21 protein-coding genes are annotated in these 24,169 nt (G+C 47.0%); 11 read left to right on the top strand and 10 right to left on the bottom strand.

What is annotated here, in order from left to right:
* Positions 1-2: 2 nt before the first annotated feature.
* From LHUE1_RS05080 to LHUE1_RS05090, 3 genes are all read left to right on the top strand, one after another.
* Positions 3-995, top strand: coding sequence for a DUF58 domain-containing protein (locus tag LHUE1_RS05080; protein ID WP_217774459.1), 993 nt, complete (start codon positions 3-5; stop codon positions 993-995).
* A complete protein-coding gene (locus LHUE1_RS05085) occupies positions 988-3,147 on the top strand; it encodes a transglutaminase family protein (protein WP_049169371.1) in 2,160 nt (719 codons plus the stop codon). Before LHUE1_RS05080 ends, LHUE1_RS05085 begins: the two co-directional genes overlap by 8 nt.
* A 529-nt stretch (positions 3,148-3,676) precedes the next feature.
* Positions 3,677-4,786: a glycosyltransferase family 4 protein gene (locus LHUE1_RS05090; RefSeq protein ID WP_049169370.1), complete on the top strand. Its 1,110-nt coding sequence runs from the start codon at positions 3,677-3,679 to the stop codon at positions 4,784-4,786.
* Between the two features lie 215 nt (positions 4,787-5,001).
* Here the strand turns inward: LHUE1_RS05090 and LHUE1_RS05095 are convergent, their stop codons facing one another.
* From LHUE1_RS05095 to LHUE1_RS05115, 5 genes are all read right to left on the bottom strand, one after another.
* A complete protein-coding gene (locus LHUE1_RS05095; RefSeq protein WP_277848360.1) occupies positions 5,002-6,396 on the bottom strand; it encodes an aspartate ammonia-lyase in 1,395 nt (464 codons plus the stop codon).
* Positions 6,397-6,536: 140 nt separating this feature from the next.
* Positions 6,537-7,127 (bottom strand): YdeI/OmpD-associated family protein, encoded by a 591-nt coding sequence (locus LHUE1_RS05100; RefSeq protein ID WP_049169369.1) that lies wholly within the window; start codon positions 7,125-7,127, stop codon positions 6,537-6,539.
* Between the two features lie 104 nt (positions 7,128-7,231).
* Positions 7,232-7,651 carry a YjdF family protein gene (locus LHUE1_RS05105; protein ID WP_049169368.1) on the bottom strand — a complete coding sequence of 140 codons (420 nt, stop codon included), beginning with the start codon at positions 7,649-7,651 and terminating at the stop codon, positions 7,232-7,234.
* Positions 7,652-7,947: 296 nt separating this feature from the next.
* Positions 7,948-9,126 (bottom strand): NAD(P)-dependent malic enzyme, encoded by a 1,179-nt coding sequence (locus LHUE1_RS05110; protein ID WP_049169367.1) that lies wholly within the window; start codon positions 9,124-9,126, stop codon positions 7,948-7,950.
* A gap of 36 nt (positions 9,127-9,162) precedes the next feature.
* Entirely contained in the window at positions 9,163-10,461 is a 1,299-nt protein-coding gene (locus tag LHUE1_RS05115) for a 2-hydroxycarboxylate transporter family protein (RefSeq protein WP_241484803.1), read from the bottom strand.
* A gap of 181 nt (positions 10,462-10,642) precedes the next feature.
* Here LHUE1_RS05115 and LHUE1_RS05120 point away from each other — a divergent pair, with 181 nt between their 5' ends.
* From LHUE1_RS05120 to LHUE1_RS05140, 5 genes are all read left to right on the top strand, one after another.
* Entirely contained in the window at positions 10,643-12,193 is a 1,551-nt protein-coding gene (locus tag LHUE1_RS05120) for a Spo0B domain-containing protein (protein ID WP_049169365.1), read from the top strand.
* Positions 12,190-12,873 carry a response regulator gene (locus tag LHUE1_RS05125; protein WP_049169364.1) on the top strand — a complete coding sequence of 228 codons (684 nt, stop codon included), beginning with the start codon at positions 12,190-12,192 and terminating at the stop codon, positions 12,871-12,873. Before LHUE1_RS05120 ends, LHUE1_RS05125 begins: the two co-directional genes overlap by 4 nt.
* Positions 12,874-13,074: 201 nt before the next feature.
* The gene (locus LHUE1_RS05130; protein WP_049169363.1) at positions 13,075-13,911 is read left to right on the top strand and encodes a sce7726 family protein; all 837 of its coding nucleotides are present in this window, start codon (positions 13,075-13,077) and stop codon (positions 13,909-13,911) included.
* Positions 13,912-13,925: 14 nt separating this feature from the next.
* A complete protein-coding gene (locus tag LHUE1_RS05135) occupies positions 13,926-14,849 on the top strand; it encodes a sce7725 family protein (RefSeq protein ID WP_049169362.1) in 924 nt (307 codons plus the stop codon).
* 77 nt (positions 14,850-14,926) lie between these two features.
* On the top strand, positions 14,927-15,970 hold the full coding sequence (locus LHUE1_RS05140) for an RES family NAD+ phosphorylase (RefSeq protein WP_049169361.1): 1,044 nt from the start codon (positions 14,927-14,929) through the stop codon (positions 15,968-15,970).
* A gap of 430 nt (positions 15,971-16,400) precedes the next feature.
* On the opposite strand, the gene LHUE1_RS05145 is transcribed toward LHUE1_RS05140, so the two are convergent.
* The gene (locus tag LHUE1_RS05145) at positions 16,401-16,952 is read right to left on the bottom strand and encodes a hypothetical protein (RefSeq protein ID WP_049169396.1); all 552 of its coding nucleotides are present in this window, start codon (positions 16,950-16,952) and stop codon (positions 16,401-16,403) included.
* Between the two features lie 293 nt (positions 16,953-17,245).
* On the opposite strand from LHUE1_RS05145, the gene LHUE1_RS05150 reads away from it, so the two are divergent.
* The 3 genes from LHUE1_RS05150 (at position 17,246) to LHUE1_RS05160 (ending at position 19,946) form a co-directional block, all read left to right on the top strand.
* The gene (locus tag LHUE1_RS05150) at positions 17,246-18,208 is read left to right on the top strand and encodes a D-2-hydroxyacid dehydrogenase (RefSeq protein WP_049169360.1); all 963 of its coding nucleotides are present in this window, start codon (positions 17,246-17,248) and stop codon (positions 18,206-18,208) included.
* Positions 18,209-18,378: 170 nt separating this feature from the next.
* A complete protein-coding gene (locus tag LHUE1_RS05155; RefSeq protein ID WP_213291479.1) occupies positions 18,379-19,056 on the top strand; it encodes a helix-turn-helix domain-containing protein in 678 nt (225 codons plus the stop codon).
* Positions 19,053-19,946, top strand: a complete 894-nt coding sequence (locus tag LHUE1_RS05160; protein WP_049171184.1) for an IS3 family transposase — start codon at positions 19,053-19,055, stop codon at positions 19,944-19,946. Before LHUE1_RS05155 ends, LHUE1_RS05160 begins: the two co-directional genes overlap by 4 nt.
* A gap of 85 nt (positions 19,947-20,031) precedes the next feature.
* On the opposite strand, the gene LHUE1_RS05165 is transcribed toward LHUE1_RS05160, so the two are convergent.
* From LHUE1_RS05165 to LHUE1_RS05180, 4 genes are all read right to left on the bottom strand, one after another.
* On the bottom strand, positions 20,032-20,889 hold the full coding sequence (locus LHUE1_RS05165) for an NAD(P)-dependent oxidoreductase (RefSeq protein WP_049172771.1): 858 nt from the start codon (positions 20,887-20,889) through the stop codon (positions 20,032-20,034).
* Between the two features lie 239 nt (positions 20,890-21,128).
* Positions 21,129-21,527, bottom strand: coding sequence for a hypothetical protein (locus tag LHUE1_RS05170; protein WP_049172769.1), 399 nt, complete (start codon positions 21,525-21,527; stop codon positions 21,129-21,131).
* 212 nt (positions 21,528-21,739) lie between these two features.
* Positions 21,740-22,669 carry a DUF7916 family protein gene (locus LHUE1_RS05175; RefSeq protein WP_277848289.1) on the bottom strand — a complete coding sequence of 310 codons (930 nt, stop codon included), beginning with the start codon at positions 22,667-22,669 and terminating at the stop codon, positions 21,740-21,742.
* A gap of 60 nt (positions 22,670-22,729) precedes the next feature.
* Positions 22,730-24,166 carry a PTS transporter subunit EIIC gene (locus LHUE1_RS05180; RefSeq protein ID WP_277848290.1) on the bottom strand — a complete coding sequence of 479 codons (1,437 nt, stop codon included), beginning with the start codon at positions 24,164-24,166 and terminating at the stop codon, positions 22,730-22,732.
* Positions 24,167-24,169: the final 3 nt, after the last annotated feature.

Raw genomic sequence — 24,169 nt, forward strand, 5'->3', positions numbered from 1 at the left:
ACATGCATTGGCGCAATTTTTATATAAATAGTGCACTTGTCGTCTTGCTCAGCCTGCTCGTCGGTTTCGGAATGACGTTTAACTCACCGACCAGCTGGTTTGTGAGTGAATTTGCCTTGATGCTCCTCCTGCTGCTCGCACTGCCACTACTTTGGCCGATGCGTGGACATCTGCGCTTCACGCCTAATCAGACAACAATGATCGCCGAGCGCCCGACCATGCGCCATTTGACGCTAACAAAAGGCAGATGGCTGCCCAACTTATTTTTACTAGATGCTGCCAAAACCAGCACCTGGCATCTGCCGGTTGGTCAACGCACCGCCAAAGTTACCTTGCAGTTACCACGGGGCGTTTATGATCAGCTGCCGTTCACCGTGACTGTCACCGACTTTTTCGGGTGGTTCCGCAAAACCCTTCCCATGCAACTCACAACCCCGATAACAGTTGGACCGGTTCGCCAGCCCGAGACTGCTGCCAAAATTGCCACGGATTTTTCACAAAAAATGGCGGCATCCGACGCTGGCCTACCTAGCGACCGGATTAAAAATTTCCGCGAATATTTCCCGGGTGATAATATCCAACAAATCGCGTGGAAAATTAGCGCCCATGCAGATTCACTGATTGTTCATGATGATGAGTATGAAGGCCAAACCGCTTGGACGCTGTTGCTGGTTGTAACGCCTTCGCTGCCTCTTGAATCAGCCTTGACTCTTTTTGCGAGTTTGCTGGATACCGGCATTTTCAGTGGTGACGGCTACTTGCTGGATCAGCGGCTAACCCGTATTCCCCGCGGCCAACAAGATGCGCTACTAGCGGGTTTTCATCCTGAAGGCGTCGCTAATCCCGCGGCTTTAGTCGACTTGGCATCACCACAACATCATCGCGCCTATCTCGTGCTGACGGCGGATTCAGCTACAGCAACACCGTTTTTGCAAGCACTCTCGCCTGCTGCTGCCACTTTGATTTCCTTGTCAGGAGGTGACGAGCATGCCTAAGTGGTTGCAGCGACTCATCATGGTTTTATTGACATGGTGGCTCCTATTTCTTTTTTTGGAGCCATTTGCCGACATCAATCCGATCGGCCACCCGCGTGCACTGGTGGTTTATGTCATCGGCATTAGCCTTATCCTTTATGTCGCCACGTTCTGGCCGCGATGGTGGCCTTTGTGGGGTGCTATGACAGTCGCTGCCATGATCGGCGGGCTTTGGGCCATTGTGCCGTTAAAACAGCCATTTGGCATCTCTTGGTTTTCCGCCTATCTACAGACTTTTTCCGCGGCGACCTCAAAGTTTTTACGTGTCGGCGGTGTCGATGTGCCAACTGTGCTCAGCATGACGCTGATTATTACTTTAGTAGCATTTCTCCTGCTTTTAACAGTTGTCGTCCGGTTTTATCCCGGCGCCATTGCGATTGTGCTCAGCTATTTACTAGCCGTTCATATTTTTAACGGCAATGATCTCACGGCACAATTCATTCAACTCGCGGTACTCACTGGCTTGATGGCGATGCTGCATCTTTATGGCAATCATTGGTGGCCGCTTTTAATTGGCTGCACACTTATCAGCGGGGTCACGCTCGGCTTGGCATGGCTGTCTTCAGCAACCCCCTTGAATGAACAATTAGCCAACATGTCCGTTCCATTTCGTGACCGTTTAAATCAGCGAGGCTTCTACGCAGGCATTCAAACTTACGTCAACGGCCCCGGCCGAACCGGCTATACGGAAAACAGTCGCGTGTTAGGCGGTCCGGTTTATGACGATCCCACGCCCGTTTTTACGGCTACCAGCGCCGAAGCCAGTTACTATCGCGTGGCGGTTGATGCTGCATACACCGGCACCGGTTGGCAACCTGGCGTCGATCAAAGTCAGACCGTGCCGCTGGATGGCGCCATCATGCGCGATCCAAATGCTTCGGTTGACTATGGTCCTGCCCAAAGTACAACCTTGACCTTCAACGGCAGCAAATCATTTTTACCGCTTCCTTATGGGCAACTGACGTTCACAGGCGGTCAACCCGATCCCACGACTGACTTCCTGCTCAATGCTGCCACCCGCCGCGTCAGCACGACAAATCAAGCTCCTTTTCAACGCTTAGACATTCAGGTGCAGGCAAAACAAATCACGGCCGCACAATTAACCGCTGCAACCAGCAGTCGCCAGCAAGTTGGCAGCCGCTACCTACAATTACCATCAACTCTGCCGAAACGTGTGAAGCAACTGGCCGAAAAAATCACGGCTAAAGCACCGACGCCTTATGAAAAAGTGCTCGCGATCCAAAACTATCTCAAATCCGACCCTCGCTTCACTTACTCCAAAACCGATGCGCAGCGGACACCACCCGGTCACGATTATGTCGATTACTTTCTTTTTGATTCCCCAATCGGCTACTGTGATAATTTCTCCTCGGCAATGGTCGTGCTATGTCGCAGCATCGGCTTGCCTGCTCGATGGGCCAAGGGATTTAATACCGGAACTTTTATTGGCGGATCAGGCCAACACAAACAGTATGTGATCCGTAACAGCAACGCTCACTCATGGCCCGAAGTTTTCTTCAACCATTTAGGTTGGCTGCCATTCGAGCCGACGCCCGGCTTTAATGATCCCGCAACGCCAGAAGAAAATATTCCCTCCTCATCCGCTAACAACAGCGTCGCTAATAGCATGCCGTCATCATCAAGCATGAGCTCGTCCGCCTCTATATCGCGTACACCATCAACTGGTTCGCCATCCGCAACGAAAACGCATTCTCGATCGTCTCTCAGCAACGTCACCTGGCTCGGCATCTTGCTCCTTATCGTCATTTTGTTGCTGACTGCACTTGCATTCTGGCAACTCCCGGCGCTTGTCGCCTGGCTCATTGGCATTGGACTTACGGCAACCAACTTCCCGCGCCGCTATCGGCTATTGCTCTGGAGCTTGCGGCGAATTCAACATCGTCCTGTCAGCCAAACCTTAAGTGCGTATGCCAAAATAATTGATAGACGTTTGGGTGAACAAACTAATATGTCCACACTAACCGACGCTTACGAACAAATGATCTTCGGCAAAATGACTGTCGATGTGCGGCCTTTAATCTTGCCTCTGCAGAAGCTTCGCGGTCAACTTGTCGCTTACACGTCTCGCAGGTTTCACGTGAAACATCGTTAATCTCATGAATCTTTTCACTTGTTCCACGTGAAACCAATCAAAACATGCCAACTTTTCAAAGAATTTGATCAAAACAATCCCGTCAGCTGTTTCGACATTTGTAGCTGCATCATTGTGATTGTTTCCAACACGCTCTAGACGGCATATTTTACCTGTTTCCGTTCAAAAGCAATCGACAAAGCCCCTCACTTCACAAAATAAGTTATGCATTGCTTAAGCGCTTCCTTAATGTTGCGCCGATTTTCACGTGAAACAAAACACGAACGATTAATGCAACTCTCATGGTCCCCCTTTTTCGACGAGCACACCTTGCGCTAACCCCTGATGTATCAACCTTGCAGCGAAAAAACTTGCGCTTACTAATAAAAAGCGCGTATGATAATATAAACAGTTTTGAATATCCTTTAAAAAGCTGTTCTGACCCCGCTACTATTTTTAGTAGTCGTGCCACTTCGACTGGACGCTGCAGTCAGTTCGTAACGTACTCAGAAGAAAGGGGGGAGCCGCTGATCGTTAGCGGCGAACACTTATGAAAGTTATGATCGTTCTTGAAAACATCGTGATGGATGGCGTTAAACGCGCTTCAACGGTTTTAGGTAATGATCTCGTTAAACAGTATGACGTCAGTTTCTACACCTTGGCGGATGCACCTGCCTATTTTGACTTGAACGCGCCTTTGATTATTGCCCGGCGCCCAACCGATCCCAAGTTGCTGAACTTTTTTGGCAGTGATCCTTATACTCATTACCAGGATCAAATCGAGGATCTCATCGCTACGATTCGCGACCAGCATTTCCAAACTGTCATCTTGCCTGCAGGTTTGACCACTAGTTTTGCACCGCTGATTAAACGGGCTTTGCCGGACGTGAATCTGATTGGCTGGATGCACAACAACTATGCTACTTACATGGAAGATTACTACGTCCAGATGCAAGCCGAGTTTGAAGGTGGTCTTCAAGCTGTCGACACACTGGTGACCTTGACCGAAAGTGATTTGAACTCATACAAACGCTTCAATCCGCGAACCGTTAAAATCTACAATCCCCTCACCTTAGTGCCAACTGGTGAGGCGGACCTCGATGCCCACCGGATTGCGTTCACCGGCCGCATCGCCATCGCCCACAAAGGTATCGACTTCCTGTTGGAGGCCGCCGCATCTTTACCTGACGATTGGAAAATCGCCATTGCCGGTGGCGGTACCGATGAAGACATGAAAAACTTTTATGATCTGATCGATTACTTCCATGTGAGCGATAAACTCATTTATCAGGGACCGTTAAAGGACCAAGCGCTTCGAGATCACTATCGCGCCGCCTCCATTTTCGTTTCAACCTCACGTTGGGAAGGCATGCCGCTTGTTATTGGTGAAGCCATGGCCTCTGGACTTCCGGTCGTTGCCATGGAAAACACCGGCTCACGTGAGTACCTCGGCAACAATCAATACGGGCTGCTCACCAAAGCCCAGGATGTTCCTGACTTTGTTGCCAATCTCAAAAAAATGATGGCACAACCAGAGCTGCGTCAGCACTACGCTCATCAAAGCCTAGAACGTGCCAGTCACTTTAGTCCGGAAAACATTGTGTCGCAATGGATGCCAATTATTGAACACCAGCCAACCAGAACCAAGGTTGCCGGCTAATATTTGCCAGAAATTGTCGATGACGACATGAAAAAGACGCTTGCGATAAAAATGCCGTAAGCGTCTTTTTGATTTGTCCGGTAACTAACCGCGACCATTAGTGAACCATGTTCCACGTGAAACGCCAATTCTCACACATAAAGTTCCACATGAAACACAACATAATGATTCGACTGTTTCATGTGGAACAACCAGCTCCCCCAGAACCGTCCACCTCAGCGCTTCTCCCCAGCAGCCTCCTTCTGAACCGGCTCTTCATTGGTCATCACGGCCGGTGAAAAAAGATGGGCAATCAACGTATCAGGTAACTGATGCTGCCGTCTAAGCAGTTCCGGAATCGCCACATGCTTTTCAAGACTGGTTTTGACAAGTTTTGTGGTGGCTTCATAGCCTAAGTATGGGCTTAAAATCGTGGCACTAATCGCGGAATGCTCAACATTTTCAGCGCACTGCCGTTGGTTGACTGTTAAGCCAGTCACACAGTTGGTGGTTAGCGTATCGATGCCGCGCGCCAAGTACCGCTCTCCCTGCAACAAATCGCGGAAAATAATCGGTTCAAAGGCATTCAATTCCAGTTGTCCTGCCTCGGCAGCCATGCTGATCGTTAAGTCCTGTCCAATGACCTGAAAAGCGATTTGATTGACCACTTCAGGAATCACCGGATTAACCTTCCCTGGCATAATCGAGGATCCCGCCTGCTTAGCTGGCAGATGGAGCTCGTTCAACGCAGCCTGGGGACCACTGCTCAATAAGCGCAAATCGTTGGCAAACTTCGACAAATCAGTCGCCAAGCCTTTCATCGCACCGGAAAAAGCAACCAAAACATCGCAATTCTGCGTTGCATCAACCAAGTCTTCCGCTTGCTCAAGATTTAAAGTAATCAAACGATTGACTTGCCGAACAATGTGTTCCCGGTAATACGGCGAAGCATTTAAGCCGGTACCTATCGCAGTTCCGCCTAAGTTGACAACCCGCAAATCATCAGCTGCTCGCGTCAATCGCACCTGATCGCGCTGAAACAAATGCGCATATGCCTGGAAGGTATGACCAAATGTTGTCGGAACCGCATCTTGCAACTGAGTACGCCCAACTTTGACAACATCAGCAAATTCATCAGCTTTAACTAGCAATGATTTCACTAAAAATGTCAAAGCCTGTTGCAACGGTGGCAGTGCTTGCAAAGCCGCCATTTTCCCGGCTGTCGGATAAGTGTCGTTCGTCGACTGGCACTGATTGACGTCATCATTAGGATGCACCCGTTCGGTCGTGTGACGGCTCGCCAGATTGGCAATGACCTCGTTCACATTCATATTCACCGATGTCCCTGCGCTCCCCTGAATAGCCGGGGCAACCAACGCATCGTTGTGTTCCCCCATCAGCAGACTATTGCACGCCGCAATAATTGCCTTAGCTTTCGGCGCCGTCAGCGTCCCAGCCGCAGCATTGACTTGCGCCGCGGCCTTTTTGATGATAATCAAACTCTTGAAAAGTAACGGATCGGTCCGTTCATGACTAATCGGAAAATTCGCCAGTGCGCGGGTGGTGTGGATCCCGTACAAGACATCCTCGTCTACTGCCAACTTGCCAATACAATCTTCCTCGATACGCATTGTGAACTCCCTTTCATATACCAATATTTACGTTATCAGTATATGCGTGTCACAACGCGCGTCAACGTTTGGTGTCAGGTAGTCTGACAAAGGCAGTAAAAAGTATACCAATGTTTTAAAAATTACCATAAATTTCATGGTCAAACATCGGACACAGGCAATCTTCCCCCATCATTCCACTGACCGATCATTCGATGTGCCTGACACGCATTGGCAAACTTAGTCAACCGTTGGCGAAACAGCTTTGGCTGATTGCGTTTAATTTGAATGGTGTCACATCTGACACGTTGATATAGTGCCGGACATGATTGAAAATAAGCCCACGCACCAGGCCGCCTCTTAAGAGCACGAACAATGCTAGCATCGATTTTAAAACTATTGGGATCCATATTTGGCAACATTGCATACCCAGCTGGCGTCATCCGCCCCAAATGGATCATGCGCCGACATCGCTCTTTATTTAGCTCCGACCAAATACTCCCAGTTTGTCTAGGAACAAATCTTTGTGAAGCCGGTTGATCCGGAGCCAATTTTTTGTATGTACTATCAATCCATCCAAAACACATAGCTTCTTCAACAGCATCAACATACCAAAATGTGCCATCCGGTTTGGGCACACCACGTTTAACATCCACCCAACATTCAGTCGCATCTTGATAATGAGTCGCTAGCCATTTTCTAAACTGCTGACGATTAGTAACGGTTAAATGATTAACAATCTTTTTTACCAACTTTTCTGCTTCCCATACTGATTTTTTGGCCAGCGTTAATAATAAAAATTCTACGTAAATAAGACAACTTTACGTAGAATCCGGATTTGATTAAGCGTCAACAGTCAATGACCGCGATGCTTCTCCAAACGTTTGGTCTGTTTCTTCAAACGAACTTCACGAGCATGCTGATCTTTTAACCGCTTTCGTCGTTGCTTTTTCAACCGCAAGTTCTGTTTGTGCTCTAACTTCAAAAGTGTTGATGCTCGGCCTTTTCTGGAGTTCCGAACCTCTTTTCGTGCTTGCCGACTGCGCCTCTTCGGGTTCATCGTCAGTGGCACTTCAGAAAGAACGCTTTCTTGGGCCGCTACCCAGTGCAAGCTGCTCCATCGTTGTTGAATCAAACACAACAACTCATTCGTTGTCGGAGCCTGCGTACCAAATGTGACCTTGGCAACACGATACGTGTCCCCCACTACTTGTTCGAATAGCCCCCGATAAAAGGGCTGTTCAAAATAAACTGTTAGCTTGCCTTGATTCGTCAAACTAACACCTCCTTTAAGTTTTTCACGCAATCCGGACATCCAAGGAGGAAGGATACTGACGACCTAAGCCGCGTCTGGACTACCAACCAGACTGTGTTTTTGATAACGCAGTGTTATTGTCTGACTTTGATGGGGTTGTGTCAAATAGAGGTTTTGCTTTTTAATAAACCGACCTGTGCATGTAAAGATGAGATTAACAGATGATACGATGCATGACTTTATTAATTCCGAATTTATTCAAAAACCTCCTGACAGTCTACAACACCAACCCTGTCAGAAGGTTCACAACAAAACCTCTATCCCTCAACCGTTGCCTTAGCCGCATGCCGCACACTTTCGGCCACGACTTCGGCAACATCCCCGTCAAACGCATTAGGAATAATATTCGTTGTCGACAATTCAGTGTCTGGGATTAAACTCGCAATCCCTTTAGCTGCCGCAATCTGCATCTCAATCGTAATTTTACGTGCCCTAGCATCCAAGGCCCCGCGGAAAATGCCCGGAAATGCCAGCACGTTGTTGATTTGATTCGCAAAATCACTACGCCCTGTCCCTACAATATAGGCACCACCGGCCAAGGCCTGATCCGGGAAAATTTCCGGCTCTGGATTAGCCATTGCAAAAATAATCGGTTTATCAGCCATCGTTTTGATCCATTCTGGTTTCAAAACATGCGGTGCCGATACACCAACGAAGACATCAGCACCTTTTAAGGCATCTTCCAAAGTACCGGTACGATTTTCCCGATTCGTAATTTTGGCAATAGCCGCATGATGTGGTGGCAATTGATCGGCATTCTTTTCCGCCAAAATACCGACCTTATCAACGACCATCATGTGCTTAACGCCAGCGGCCAGGAAGCGACGCGCAACGGATAATCCGGCAGAGCCGCCACCGTTAACAACGACTCTGATATCGCCAATGCTTTTACCAGCAACTTTCAGCGCATTGTATAGCGCGGCAAGCACCACAATGGCGGTCCCATGCTGATCATCATGAAAAACCGGAATATTGAGTTCATCAATCAAGCGGGCTTCAATCTCAAAACATCGGGGTGCACTGATGTCCTCCAGATTAATCCCGCCAAAAGTCGGCGCAATGGCTTTGACGGCCGCAATAATTTCTTCGGTATCCTGCGTATCTAACACAATCGGCACCGCATCCACTTTAGCAAAACGCTTAAATAACGCCGCCTTACCTTCCATTACCGGCATCGCTGCCTCAGCCCCGATATTGCCTAAGCCTAAAACCGCTGAGCCATCACTGACGACGGCAACAGTGTTCTTCTTGGTCGTCAAATCATAGACCAGCGACGAATCCTTGGCAATGGCAGAAGATACCGCGCCGACACCAGGGGTATAGGCAATGCTCAAGTCATCCCGCGTCTCAATCGGTACCTTGGGTGTTACACTCAGTTTGCCACCATATTGTTTGGCCTGAGTCAGTGCTAGTTGATTGAAATCCTTCTTAGCCATGTTCGTTCTCCTCCTCAATTCTGAAAAAACGTCTGTCTAAAACACTATCCGCAAAATAGCGGTCATCGTAATCACCGTGATCGCACCGCCTAATCGCGTCGCAACCTGCGCAAACGGCATCAAATTCATGCGATTAGCCGTACTCAGAATTGCCACGTCGCCAGTGCCGCCCATCCCGCTTTGGCATGCCGTTACAATGGCCGTTTCAACCGGATTCATATTCAAAAACCGAGCCACGAAAAATCCGGTCGCAACTACCGTAAACACAACACTGATCACCACAATAAAATATTGCCAGCTCAGCATGCCCACGACGTCTTTTAGCGGAATGTATAAGAGTCCTAGTCCGGCCATCAACGGAAAAGTAAAATTACTGGAAATAAACTTGTAGAGTTGCTTGGCGCCACGCTGCGTCTCTCCCGGAATGACATTGAGATACTTCAGAATCGCCGCGGCCACAATCATCAAAACCGGTCCGGGAAAACCTGTGACCGACTGCAGCAGCATCCCTAAAATGAATAACGTGCAAGCCGTGAGTACGCCAGCGCCCATCATTTTGAGATCAAGTGGGCCGGTATCATCTTTTAAGGCATCGGCGAGATCGTCTTCTGCGCCATTGAGTCGCACCAATTGCCCCTGTCCAGACAACTCTGGTCGCTTTTCTCCTAGCCGATTCAACAAACCTGAACACATGATCGCAAAGAAGTTACCGATAATCGTAGCCGGGATCAGCTGAGCCACAAGCGCGCCGCTGGTCGTCCCGGTGATCGTACTGTATCCTAAAGACAGCGGTAGAATTCCTTCACCAATTCCACCGGCCAAAACCGGCGTCACAATGAAGAAAAGGGTATGCTTCCACTCCAACCCCAACAACACGCCGACCAAAGTGCCGACACCCATCGCAAGGATCATACCCAGCATCATCGGAACGATCATCCGCATTAAGCCTTGGATCAAGATCTTTCGATTCATCCCCAAAATGCTACCGCAGACCAGACACGCGATATAGAAATAAAGAAAATTCGCTTGTTTCATCAGCATATCGGTCGCTTTTAGCACATTGGGATTCATCGCGTTATAAAAGACTAAAATCGATGGCACAAGTAATGATAAAATCGCTGGTCCGCCAAAATTTTTGACGACCGGGATATTGGCACCAATCGTCCCTAGTAACCACCCCAACGTTAAAATAACTGCAAAACCGCCGAGCATGTTCACCGGCAACTGCTGCATCACTCCCGCAAGGACAATAACAGCTGCCATCACAAGATAAACCGGCAGCGGCACCGAACCGACTTTAAAACCCATCCACTTCCCTTGTGTCCCTGACCCCATCTTAGCTGTCGTGGATTTGTTTGCCATTGTTTTCTCCCCCTTCAACTGCTTATTTATTGACAGCTTAATGTAAGCGCTTTATTTAGGGAAGATTATTTAACTTTTTAAAGCATAAAATCATTTCTTTAAGCCTTCAATAACTCGTTCACAAACTATTTCACCACTTAGGAGTATGAAAAACGTGAAGATAAAAGGATGGCGCCTGTGGGGCTGGCTTTCGCTCATTTTCACCTCAACCCTGTTAGTGACGGTTTTCACGGTCTATGGCTTAACCATGCTAGAAAACCGGCAGCAGTTTGAAACCCGCGAAGGCCAACTGTTACTTGCGATTGGTCGCCAATTAGCCCGGGAACCACGGGTCATAGCGGCACTTGAAGCCGATCATGCGGATCAGGCAACCCGCTCCTACGCTAATACGCTGGCGAAAAACTTCAATCTGGACTTCGTGGTCGTGATGAATATGCAAGGCATCCGCCTCACCCATCCTGATCCCAGCCAGATCAATCATCATTTTCAAGGCGGCGACGAAGTAACGGCTTTACGTGGGCATGAACATGTCTCGGTGCGCCGGGGAACGTTAGGCCGATCACTCCGCGGCTTCGTTCCGGTTTATCGAGATGGTAAAGAGATCGGGGTTGTCGCGTTAGGCATCAAAGTGACCGCGCTGCAAACTCTTATCCACCACTCCCAGATCGGCTTTCGTTTGGCATTGCTTGTCGGCCTGGTCATGGGCATCCTGATTGCTTTCTTGGTCGCCTATTATATTAAGAGGCAACTTCACGACTTAGAGCCGCGGGAAATCGCTCGTTTGCTTGAGGAACGAAATGCCATGCTCGAAGAAACAAAAGATCCGGTCATCGTGATTGATCTCAACCAAAAGATTATGTTGGTCAACAAAGCTGCCAGCAAGCTGCAAAACCACCTTATCCCGCAAAGTGCATTTATCGGCCAACCACTAACCGCACTGATTACACATCCCGAACACGTTAAGCTGACGGTCAAAACCGAACAGTTCTACCAACAAGACGGTCAGGACTACCTTTTCTCGGCCGCCCCGATTATGGTTAAAAAGCAAAAAATTGGTTACGTGATCTTTTTGCGAAATGCGACTGAAGCGATTTTCGTTGCCGACCAGCTGGCCAACACCACAAGCTACGCCAACGCCTTACAAAGTCAATCCCATGAATTCATGAACAAACTGCATGTGATTTACGGCTTGGTCGCTATCGAACAATACGACGAACTGGCGATCTATCTGCAAGATCTACTGAAACCGGAACAGGAATTTGCCAACCGCCTCGCCTTACTCGTGAAAAATCCGCTTATTGCCGGCTTTATGATTGGTGAACGGGAAAAATTCTCGGAACGAAAGACCACCCTCGACTACGAAATTTTCCCGGAACTACCCGCCAATCGCAATGTAGCAGAAACGAAAACGCTGCTAACGCTCAGCCGCTACTTGCATTTTGCCCTTCTTCAGCACGATCTGCCTGACAGCATGCTCATTCAACTGGACTATGCAGACAATCGACTAACCATCACCTACCATCTAGGCACCATAACAAATCGTGATGCACTTTTATCATTCGTTCATCAAGCTTACTTCCAGCAATTGCTTTCTGATTTACACGGCACCATAACATTCAACCAAGATGGCCCGCTAGTATTGAAGTTAGTTGTAGACTATCACGGCGACGACCTTATTCTCAACGAAAAGAGGGAAAACACATGACAAGCATTCTGATTGTTGAAGACGATCCGATGGTGCAATTCATTCACCGTAACTATTTGGAAAAGATCGGTACATTTTCGAATATTTACTCTTCAGACACCATTGCTGAAGCCCGGAATTTATTAGCAACTCGATCCATCCAACTCATTCTTTTAGATATTCGGCTCAAGGATGGTAACGGCATTGACCTTCTAACCGAACTGCGACGTACCAAGCAAACCGTTGACGTCATTTTAATCACCGCAGCCAATGAAGTTGAAATCGTCAACGATGCACTACACTTAGGCGTCATCGACTACCTCATCAAACCATTCACGCTGCAACGCTTCGAAAAGAGCATTCACCGTTTTTACGCCAAGAACCGCATGTTTGACAGCGATCAACTCAATCAAAACCAACTCGACGCCTATCTTGAACCACAATCACATGCATCAGCCCCACTCGAACTAGATAAAGGACTAAGCATGGCTACCCTAAAAATCATCCAAGAGGCTATCGCCCAACTCCCACAACCATTCACGGTGCCTCAATTAACCGCCAAAACCGGGCTTTCCCACGTTTCTGTACGTAAATATTTAAATTTTCTGGAAACCCATCGTTTTCTAAAAAGCGACACCATCTATCGCAAAACCGGGCGGCCGTTTAAAACTTACAAGTTACTAACAACTTTGCCGATTTAATTTCCGCTCTTTGGTACTTTACCTCCTGTTAGAAGTTACTAAGGGTAAACGATCGGCTAGATAATCTTTTCTCGGTCTCCGAGCTTCGCTGCAAAGCAAGCCCACTTTCTTCGTTGTATTTTCTTCCCAGGAATGTGCTCGTCAGTTATAATTTAAGTGTCATAGCCATTGGTATATCCAATTGAAAGGAGAGGAGTCAATATGGAAATCAGCAACAGTAAATTGGGACAGCTCTTCTCTCCTTCAACGTTGCGAAAGCTCATCGATGATCCGACGATGCCATTCATCACCCGGTTAAAACAGACACAAAACGCTCCGATACCTAACAAGAAGCTCTTTGATGAAGCATACGCCCTTATGGCAAAGCAATATCGCAATGAATACTTTTTTAAGAATACACTGCTTAATAAAATCTTATTAGGCAGGCATAGTATTCGTACCTCGACAGCGATCAGAGAACTACCCGTTGCAGGGTCCATCTTGGATTTTTTAATTATTAACGGCGTTGGACAAGTCTACGAGATTAAAACAAAGTTGGATAACTTGAAACGCCTTTCATCGCAGTTATCTAGTTACTACAAGGCATTCAAATACGTCTCAGTGGTCACTGATAACAGCCATGCAGAGGTATTGTACGAGCAACTGCAGGGGACAGACGTGGGCTTAGTTGTTCTAACACCACGTCAAACCCTGAGTACTTTGATTGAGCCAAAAGAACACCTAGCGGATCTTAATCAGGCAGTTATGTTCAAAATATTGCGCAAGTCAGAATACGAAACAGCTCTTTTAGATTATTTTCATGTGCTTCCGGATGTTAGTCAATTTGAATACTATCGGACGTGTTTGAAGTGGTTTGAAGAAATTGATGTGGAAATTTGCCATCAATATTTACTGCGAGCGCTAAAAACAAGGAATAATGTTCGTAAGCACGAAAAAGCATTTAACAATGTCCCCACGAGCATTAAAGAACTGGTATACTTTCAAGATTATAGTCAAGCAGAGTACCAGCAACTGTTCACAATGTTGGATCAGGAATAATGGAGGTAGTTTAAATGTATTATCCATACTTACGTGGGAAACAATTCGAGTTAATTGCTCTGCGTGAGATGCTTAACGAGCATACATTGAAATCTCGTGTAGTGCCAATTATTGAACCGATTAAAGCTAGCAGCACACTAAAGAGTTCGCTTCGGAGCTTTAACGATGAAAATCACGACTTAGCGGTGATTCAAAACCCGCAGGTAACGGCCTACAAGCCATTTGTTGATAACAAGGAAGTTACTTCATTAAAGAAAGAGCGCTCTTTTATTCCGGCTGTTATTGGTACAACAGAGCAAGCGGTTGCTACTTTAAGTGAATACGACAACCCAAAGTCAATGATTATACTCCCAAGCAATGCTCATCCGGCATTGAACTGGCAGAGCCTAGTTTGGAAACAGGCAATCAAAGTTATTGCTCCTGATAATCGTTCGTTACGACGGCACGCTAATGGAGAAGTAGCAGTGCTGGAGGATGCGTTTGACAAAGAATCGCGTAACGCAGACTATGCGGATAGAGGCGAGCAGTTCTTTTCGGATACACATATTTATTACAAGCAGGATGGTTACACTGGATTTAGCGACTACTCTGTGATTGGTTCTGAATATGTTGATAAGGGATTTGCTCCGAGAGCCGTTGCAATTCATATCGTGTATTTCCGGAAAGATGAAGAACTTTGGATCCGACATTTTGTTTCAAAAACAAACGATGACATCAATGATGTTCCCGGAAAGTTCGCCGAAGCACTAGAAGCGTTGATGGAATGGTACCATTCTCCCAATTTCGATCATGACCGCAATGATTCACGAGCATTAAAAGAATTTGAAACGATGTCGAAGCTCAAACAATATTCGGGGTTAGGTGTAGTCAAGAAGCTGTCTATTAAACATCATCTTGAAATTATGGGACGTTATTTAGCAGAGAGGGCCGACGCATGAAATGTTGCCTTAATTGCTTCCGCGACATACAGATTCGCAACTGGATTCAGAGGGTTGGTGAAGAGGGCTGTTGCGATGTGAGTAGTCGTCATCGCGCACAGTTGACTAAAACGATTGATCTTGATCTGCTTGAACGCGATGCAAGCTACATGGAAGGTTTTCAATCCGAGTTCATTGAAATATTTGATTTATATATTCCTAGTGAGAGTCATCATATTCATCATGCTCAGAAATTGTCTGCACAGCTCAGAGACCACTGGGGGATTTTTAATTTAGAAACAAATGAGCTTGAGGTGCTTTTAAAATATTTGGCTCCAACCTATTTCCGCGATAATCCGAAAATGTTGCAAGGGTTGGTAATACCCTTGCATGTGACTAGTGAAGAGTACCAACTTGAACTAGGAATCTTCTCGGGGAAAAGTTGGGCGGAGTTTGAAAACATCATTAGACACGAGAACCGTTATCACAGTGGCATCATGGTTACTAAAAACTTAACTTATTTTTTACAGTTCTTGGTAATTTCAATAGCGGCAGATGAAACATACTACTATCGCGCCCGAAAGATTTCAGAAATAGATCTGCCACAGCTTGATGTTCATGACATAGCAACGATTGGACCTGCACCAGTAGTTAAAGCTGGCGCCGGCCGTTTGAATGCACCCGGCTTTTCATATTTGTACTTGGGTAGCAACGAGACAACAAGTTTAGTCGAAATCAAGACTGCAATTCGAGATCTTGTGGCAATTGGTACTTTTAAGGTGACAACACCGTTACAAGTTGTTGACTTAGATGGATTGGTTGAATTAAGTCCGTTTGGTGGCGTTGATAAAATGGCGTATTTAGTTAATCGCCCTATTCTGTTGGATATCGACAAAGCGATGAGGCGTCCAAGTGGCCGTAATCGTTCTGAAGTGGATTATGTGCCGACACAGTTTATTAGCGACCTGATCAAAACAATGGGTGTTGATGGAATGCGCTATGCTAGTTCGGTTGATCCATTGGCATTTGATTTGGTTTTGTTCAGAACTGATAAAATCAGTTTGGCAGGCAACATCAAAATATACGAAATTGATCAACTAACGCCGCATCGAAAACCGGTGGACACTAAGTACCTTTCCTAGTTATCAATGTCCGAGGATGTATGACCGGTAACAGCCATTATCTTAATTCATGCATTACGGGTACTCAAAAGAACAAACAGTTGTAGCCAACATTCGCGCCATTGCGATAGTTTCGTTCTAATCAGTAACATCTTTCATCAGCCTGGTTGTTTTGCGCTAAATTTTGCGTGCACGCAATTCTGCAAACTCTACCCTCAAGAGTTTAAACGTTATGACAATGATTTATCGCGATTCGGTGACAAAGAAATATTGTTTGCGAATGTTTGAGCCCCCTTGAAGAAAGCCCAACTAAAGTCAGAAATTAAAAATCAGCCATAGCAAAAATCCATTAGTGCCAGCCTGCTTCGCTGGTACTAATGGATTTTCTGCATTCGACAGATTACCGCAATGACGAAAAGCGTTGTCGCTTTAGCTACCACTTCAACATCACTTAATGACTAGTCACCATATTAGTAAAAACCCGTGACGTAATCACCCGATTATCCTCGCTTTTAGGAAGCTGCTTGGAAGGGTTCCGCCAGTGGTAGTGGTCCAACGGTTTCACGCGAATTCGACGGGTTTCCGGATATCGACGATGTAACGAGGCCAACTGATGCGCCCACACCCGTTTTCCTGTATGTAAGTTAATCAACGCATAACCCTCACCGCTTACACCGGACTTCAAAAAGTCGTAGTTGTCATCTTCCTTTGCCTTCACAATCATCACCTGACCATGCCACCCAGCGGCTTGAACATGGTAAAGCAGCGTGTTGGCATCAGTCGTTGTCTGTAACTTTTTAGGAATTCGCTCAATCAAAAAAGGGCCAATACCCGACTTAACAATTTCAAAATTCCCAGGCAACTTAATCAAAAAGCCCTTAGCATCAGCGCCAGGATCGCGTTTGTTTTTAGGACCTTGGTGACGAAGACTGACAAAAGTTACAAGCACAAGCGCCAATACACTGACGATCAGGACAAGTGATACTAGGTGTTTTCTTTTCAAAATGACCACCCAACTTTTCTATAAGCTGCATTGTTTGCGGAAAATTCCACTATTTTTAGCATAATTCTTGCATGCACATTCAGGCAGTCTGGACCAAAAAGTTAAGGTAATTTCATGTTTTTAGTGGAATTTCTGACTGATCATAAGTATCGACGTTTGTTTCACGTGAAACGGTCTAAAGTCGTTCAATTTTCTCTCAGTTTAAATCAGCTTCTTCTATAAAAGTCGTATACTGAAGCCAAGCGTCACGCTAACATTGGACTAATGATCAAACTCAGCGAGGTGTTTGAACGATGAAAATTGTCTTACTCGATGGCTACGCCTTAAACCAAGATTTAGACTGGGGCGCCTTATGCAATCTGGGCGAATGCCATTTTTATGATCGCACGCCGAATGACGATGCAAAAATTTTGGCAAGGATTGGCGATGCAGATATCATTTTGACCCACAAGACGCCTTTGACAGCCGAAACGATTCGCACTGCTCCGCGCCTTCGATACATTGGCGTGATGGGCGATGGCTATGATGTCATTGATACTGAGGCGGCTAGTGAACGGCATATTCCGGTGACAAATGTACCGATTTACGCAACGGATGCTGTTGCCCAATTCACCTTTGCCTTGCTCCTAGAAATAACCAGTCATGTCGGCCTCCACAACCGCCTTGTTCATGAAGGCAAGTGGCCGACCAGTCCCAATTTCACTTTTTGGGCAAAGAAGCTGGTGGAACTTAAAGGAAAGACACTGGGACTCATCGGTTATGGCCGAATTGCCCAGAAAGTCGCGACCATTGCGCATGCCTTTTCGATGAAGGTTATGTTTTATAATCATCGGCCCAAGCCGCATGACCCGAACATTAGCCAACAGGTTAGCCTAGATGAGTTGCTGAAGCAGGCCGATATCATTAGCCTGCATGTTCGCCAGGCGCCAGAAACCTTGAATATGATTCGCCACGAGACGATCGAAAAGATGCGTCCGGGAACGATTATTATTAACACGGCTCGTGGCAAACTCATCAATGAGCAGGATTTGGCCGAGGCGTTAAATAACGGAAAAATAGCTGCAGCCGGTCTTGATGTCGCGCAGCAGGAACCGATCAGTCCGGACAGCCCATTGTTAACCGCTAAAAATTGCTATATCACACCGCACATTGCCTGGGCGCCGTTTGAAACCAGAGAACGGCTGCTTGATATCACCGTTGCGAATCTAAAGGCATTTCTTGAGCACCATCCCCAGAATGTTGTCAATGCAAAGTAGCATATGAGAATCATGTAATAAACCAAAATTTCCTTATAAATCTTCTGAGTCAATCTTTTCTACAACTAAAAAATGGATCGATCACAGCCATCATCGCCGTGTGCGATAATCCCTTTATGGTTGTCAGATGAAATATCATAATTCATCTGATGATCATGGAGGGATTTTCTATGCCCAGATCTAAGTACACAGCTCAAGAAAAGTTACACATATTGGAGGAGTTCAGACATTCGAAGACAAGTATCAGTAGTTTCTCTCGTCAACACGGTCTTGGTGATCGTACATTACAACGTTGGCAGACACTCTATGAACGTGATGGGATTAAGGGATTAGAGGAAGCTCGAAAGAATCAACATTATACCAAAGAGCTAAAGCTTGAAGCAGTGCTTGCTTATCTTAGTGGTGAAGGGTCATTAGCCGAAGTTACGATGCAATTTGGTCTGCGTTCATCAACACAACTGCAACGTTGGATAGCCATGTATAATAGGGATCATCAATCTTTGACGGCTTCACCGTCTAGAAAGCAGGTCCCCACCATGAGTCGTACAACCACCTTCGAAGAACGCATTAAAGTCGTTGAATATGTCACTAAGGGTAAGCACTCCTATACTGAAGCGGCAGCCCATTTTGATGTGTCTTATCAACAGGCACGGTCTTGGGTGATCAAGGCTCGCGAAGGCGGTTATGAGGCGCTGGTAGATAACCGTGGTCACCACAAAGACAAGCGTGATCTAACCGAATTAGACAAGGCCAAACTGCGCATTCGTCAACTAGAAGCTGAACTCAAGGACAAAGAGCTAGTGGAGGCCTTTGTAAAAAAATTACTGGAAATCCAGCACAAGGAGTGATCAAACAACGCCGACAAGCTTACCGTGCCATCGAAGAAGTTAGTCAAGGCCACCACGGCGCTGTCACAAAGTTATTGGACGTTATTGGCGTCAGCCGTCAAGCTTATTACAAAGGCTTAAGGCGGGAGAAAACATTGTGGGAGGTCCACGATCGGCAGCTCAAGGAGCGGACCCAATATTGGTTTGACTTTCATCACCAAGGCATTGGCGCCGGGAATCTCCTGATCAACTTACAACAGGATGAGCTAATTGACTTCCCGGTCACGATCAAACAAGTTCGTCGCGTCATGCGCGAGCTTGGCATTCGATGTCAGATTCGCCAAAAACGGCATAGTCGCGTCAAGCAATCTGAACAGTACCTGCAAGACAATGTGCTCAATCAATGTTTCTACGTGGAACGCCCTAATCAAGTCTGGCTAGCCGACTCAACCGAGTTGAAATACGGTATCAACGGCGAGTACAAGATGCGCCTCAGTGGCGTTCTTGACCTCTATGGTCGCAATCTGTTGGCTTACAATCTAAGCGCAACCGAAACAACCGCCGCTGAGATTCAGGTCTTCCAGCGCGCTTTCACTCGCGCCAGCAACGTCCATCCGCTCATTCATACTGATCGTGGCTCCGCCTATACATCTAAGGCATTCAACCGCTACCTTAGCCAGTTTGAAGTGACACGAAGTATGTCGCGACCGGGAACGCCCTATGACAACGCACCGATGGAGCGCTGGTGGAATGAGTTTAAACTGCGGTGGATGGATCGTCACCCAATGGCAAAAACTTATAAGGAGTTCGTCCAGCTCGTTGAAGATGGGATCCACTATTTCAATCACGACAACCGTTCAGGACAAAGAGACGGCCTTACCCCAGAAGAATACTGGAATAAGGCCATCTAAAAGCTACCAAAATTTTATATTATTTCATCTGTCAACTTGACAGGGCCGACCGCAGTGAATCGATCCACTTTTATATTGTGCAACCTCATTTTTTCGAAGTGTCCGGCAAAGCCGTCTTTTTGTTCGTGATATCAATAAACTGCGCCTCGCCGACGACAGAATCAACGGCTTTTTGAAGCCGCCGCATTGCTGCACTGGCGATTGGTAAGTCGACAAAATCCTTGGTCGCATTGTCCAGCTCGACTTCATCAGCTACGGAATCTTTAAGCGGCCGTGGGTTGCTTTCGTCTAAAGCGCGAATGACGACTGGCTTAAGTGGCCCCATTTGTAATAAGTCCAAGGTCGTGGCGTAGTCAATGCCATACGCATCGGCAAGATCCAGCGTTTCGCGAATCCCTGCTTCTGCCGCCATGATCGCGACATTCGTGATCAGTTTAAGCTTGGCACCATTGCCTTGTTCGCCAACATATTTAACGGTGCCGAATGTTTTCAAGACCGGAAGCACCGCGTCAACCGCTTGCTTGTCTCCAGCCGCGATCAGTACCAAGCCGGCTTCACGAGCATATTTCACGCCGCCAATCATTGGCACGTCAAGAAGTTTGGTGTTTGCCGGCATGACCGACTGAATGGCCGTAATCTTACGCGGATCCAACGTGGACGTCACGATAAGTGTGCTGCCGGGCTGCAGATAATGAACAATTCCGGGCTGCTCAGGGGTACCGATATGCAACGCTGGCACATCATCGGACATGACCGACGTGATCACGACTTTCGACGCGGTTACCGCGTCTTCCAACGATTTTGCCGCCGTCACGTGCTCTCCCGTCAAAGCTGCCATTTTGGTTGGCACTTTATCCCAGATCACCACGTCATAACCGGCTTTTGCCAGATGCGGTACCATGTGACTCCCCATATCGCCAACACCAATAAATGTTATTTTCATGTTTCTTCTTCCTTCCCATTACAAAAGCATGCCGTACTGAAAACGGCATATAAAAAACACGGTCGTTTCTGACTAACTCGGACGTCAAAAAGGCTTTTGTCGACTGATCATGATTAAAATCACCATCAATCCGCGCGTACGTCTTAACCTAGCATGATCACAAAATGATTTCAATAACAAAGCTCGCGGTGTTCCTGACGCTCATCTCCGAACGCGCCTGTTATTGATGCACCCAAAAGTCATTCCGGCGCCGTCCCTGCAACGCGTGTCAAGCTGACCGTCAAGACATTATCGGCAGTCGTGTTGTAATCAGCCAGAATACCCTTCACAATCCCTTTAGAAGGGCCATGAGTTCGCGTGGTCTCCTCGTAATTTCGAATCCACGTGCTGACAGCATCAAAGCCAAACTCAAAGCCTTCAAAAACCTGCATGTACGCCGAGGAACGCGGATTGGTGGTCACAATCGTAATCTTGGTCACGCGTCCGTTGGCGATCTGCATCGTCAGCTTAATCAAGCCATCATCAAAAAACTTAACGGTTCCATCTTTAGCCGTTGCCGGCAACCGATAATCAGCCAGACGCATATTGGCATTGTAAACACGCTGAACATATGCATAACTACCCAGATCTTCGTGCATTTTCTCACGGCCTTTCTGTCATCGCGTCACCCCAGCCTTCGCATTGGAGTGGCCGTTTTGCGTTACCTATAGTGTACAATTTAATGACAAAAAGAAGAATCAAACAGCTCGGCCAGCCGGATACTGTCAAAAATGTTGTCTTAATCCACTTTGAACTTCCGGGCACAAAAGGCAGATGTTGCGTTTTTTCATGATAAAAAGATTCGTCAATCCTAACGATTAATCGACCTTGCCATGCGTTGGATCGTATGCCGTTCCCCGCGAATGGCCTTGCTGACGGCGTACAGGTTGTCAACTGGCGACTCAAACCCCCACGCGGAATCACCAACATGTTGCATGTCCACGCCGCAGATTTTATTGCGAATAGCCATCTCCTGAAGCACACGGCTACCGCTGCCTTCCTGACTCGTCCCAATCGCACTCATGACCAAACCGCCAGCGCGATGAACCACTTGCACCTCCGCCTTCAAAGCAGCCTCATCAAATCCCGGAATCGATCCAACGGCCGGCGCCAAAATAACATCAGCACCTGCATCGATAAATCTTTTCGCGGTTTCTTCACTCATCAGCGGTTCATCGACGCCCGAGGCATGCATTTTTCCGGCAATGATTAAGCCGCTGAAGTACGTTTTGGCCAGGGCAATACTGTGGGCGATCTCCGCATTCGTGACGCCGGTGCCCGGATTGCCCGTCAAGACCATAAACTGGAAGCCCATCTCCTCGGCCTTCTTGATAACCGCCTCACTGGCCGTACAACCGGGCAAAATGGAAATTTGATTCTCCATCATATTTGGATGGTCACCAATCGGCTCAACGTTGATGCCAATTGGCCGCCCAACCAGCTTCTGCAGCCGCGCAATGCTCGCCTTACCATCATGCTTAGGCGCGCTATACAAATCGCGTTCACCGGGATAAAGTCCGAAGATTTTCGGATTGTACACATCGAGCCGATTACACAGAATCATATCCGCCCCAAACGCCGCAGCGATCTCGGCAGTGGTAATACTATCCAAATTCTCCTGCGTCACAATATTTTCGCTAACAATAATACGCCCTTCACTCGCTTTAATACTTTCCTTAAGCTCCTGTCCGTTAAATTGCATCACTTCACTGGTACTGGCACTCAAAAGTCGTTTAACCATTTTTCAATAACCTCCTGTTTAATGACTCCAAATTGACGTGAATGTTCTTCTTACTAAGCATTATACTTCGGCGGCAGCTTCGATTTCGTCTTCATCAAACATCGATTCGTCAATCCCCCAGAACCAATTCAGGACAAACGAAACAGCAGTTGTCAGTAACAACCCCACGACAGCCAGCACAAAATTATTGCCGCCTGCAGGATTAATGAATTGCGGCAGGCTGAGAATTGAGACTGTCACGAGTGAGAAGACTTTGACTTGGCACAGGCTGAAGAATAACCCGCCCACACCTGAGGCAATGGTGGAAGGGATAATGGGTTTTTTCATTTTTAACATCAACCCATATACTGCGGGTTCCGTGATACCCGACGCGGCAATTGAAAATGCCGCCGTTGCGGAGAAAGTTTTTACGCTACGTTTTTTGCCTTTTACCAAAATCGCCAACGCCATGCCGAGTTCAGCAAAATTCCAAACCGCAAAGGCCACCCAAAGGAACGGATCGTAGCCCAGTTGCTTGAGGTTAGCAATGGCAACGGGAAAAAACACCCAGTGACTACCCGTAATAATGAAAAAGCCAATTAACAGACTCAACAAGGTAATGCCGACAACCGGCGCTTGATCATAAATCCAAAGTGAGCCATTGGCGATGACACTAGCAACACCCTGTCCAATTGGCCCGGTCACCAACAACGTTAACGGTGCCATGATCAAAAATACCGGAAACATCTTCAACAATCCGAACTTGTTCATCCAAGGACGATCAACCACTTTTTCCAACAATGATTGAACCCACACCGTGACTAGGATCGGAATTAAACTGGTTGAATAATCCACCGCGGCAACCGGAATACCAAACAAATGAATGGCACTGCCCGCGCTGACCATTTTCACAAAATCAGGTTGCATCATAATCCCAGCCAGCATGAGGCTTAGAATCGTATTTGTTTTAAAGTAGCGGGAAGCACCGTAGGCAACTAGGAAAGGCAGGAAGTAAAACAGCGAATTTCCCATCAAATAGAGAAGCCGATACGTCTGGCTACCTTGTGCCACGATATGACTGACCGTTAATAAATTAAGCAGTGCCAAAAATAACCCTGCCATGGCGAGCCCGCCAATCACGGGAGTTAGTGAATTCGAAATAGCATCAAGAACGCCATTCAATAAACGCTTGAGTGTGAAAGGCTTGCGGTTCTTATCGACCACTTCGACCGAACGAACAGCCGATCCAGCTTCAGAGACACGACTTCCACCAATGAACTCAGCATTAATATACTCAAACACTTTATCTAAGTATCCCGGCATGACAATCTGCACCTTGCCCTCAGAGGCGAACGCCTTCACCACCCCCTCGATTTCATTGAGCTTATCTAACTCGACTTTGGCATCATCTTTGATTCTGATCCGCAACCGCGTGTAACAACGCGCAACACTCCCAACATTGGTGAGTCTGCCAACATTTGCAATAATTTCATTGCCAATCCGTTCATGTTTTTCCATTCT

It is taken from the genome of Lacticaseibacillus huelsenbergensis, assembly GCF_029726355.1.
In the GTDB taxonomy this organism is placed as follows: Bacteria; Bacillota; Bacilli; order Lactobacillales; family Lactobacillaceae; genus Lacticaseibacillus; species Lacticaseibacillus casei.